Raw genomic sequence first — 616 nt, forward strand, 5'->3', positions numbered from 1 at the left:
CCCCGACCCCGACCCGTGCGACGACGGCAGCACGGGCACACCCGGGTTCCGCCGCTACGGGCACTCCAAGGACCACCGTCGCGATCTGCCCCAGATCGTGATCGGGCTGGCGGTCACCCGGGAGGGGATCCCGGTGCGCTGCTGGTGCTGGCCCGGGAACACCAACGACCAGGCGATCCTCCCGGAGGTTCGCGACGGGCTGCGCGGCTGGCGCCTCGGGCGGGTCGTGACGGTGGTGGATCGGGGGTTCTCCTCGCGGGAGCACCTCGCCTACCTGCAGCGCGCCGGCGGGCACTACATCGCCGGCGAGCGGATGCGCGACGGGAACGCCCAGGCCCACGAGGCGCTGTCCCGCCAAGGCCGCTACCAGCAGGTCCGGGACAATCTGCGGGTCAAGGAAGTGAAGATCGCGTCCACACCGGGGATCCGGTGGATCATCTGCCACAACCCCGACGAGGCCGAACGCGACCAGGCCGCCCGAGAGGCCGCGATCACCCGGATCTGTGCCGAGCTCGACCGCATCAGCCTCGCCCGCACCCGGGCCCGCGAGCAGGCCCGCACCCGCCGCGCCGCATCGACCACAGTGAGCGCGGCATCCCGGAAGAAGGCCGACCGC

1 protein-coding gene is annotated in these 616 nt (G+C 72.9%); it reads left to right on the plus strand.

All coding sequences use genetic code 11. From position 1 onward, the window contains the following. On the plus strand, window positions 1–616 hold a 616-nt coding region (locus tag PHY01_RS26100; protein WP_141282934.1), incomplete at both ends, for an IS1634 family transposase.

Source organism: Pseudonocardia hydrocarbonoxydans, assembly GCF_006539565.1.
Classification (GTDB): Bacteria; Actinomycetota; Actinomycetes; order Mycobacteriales; family Pseudonocardiaceae; genus Pseudonocardia; species Pseudonocardia hydrocarbonoxydans.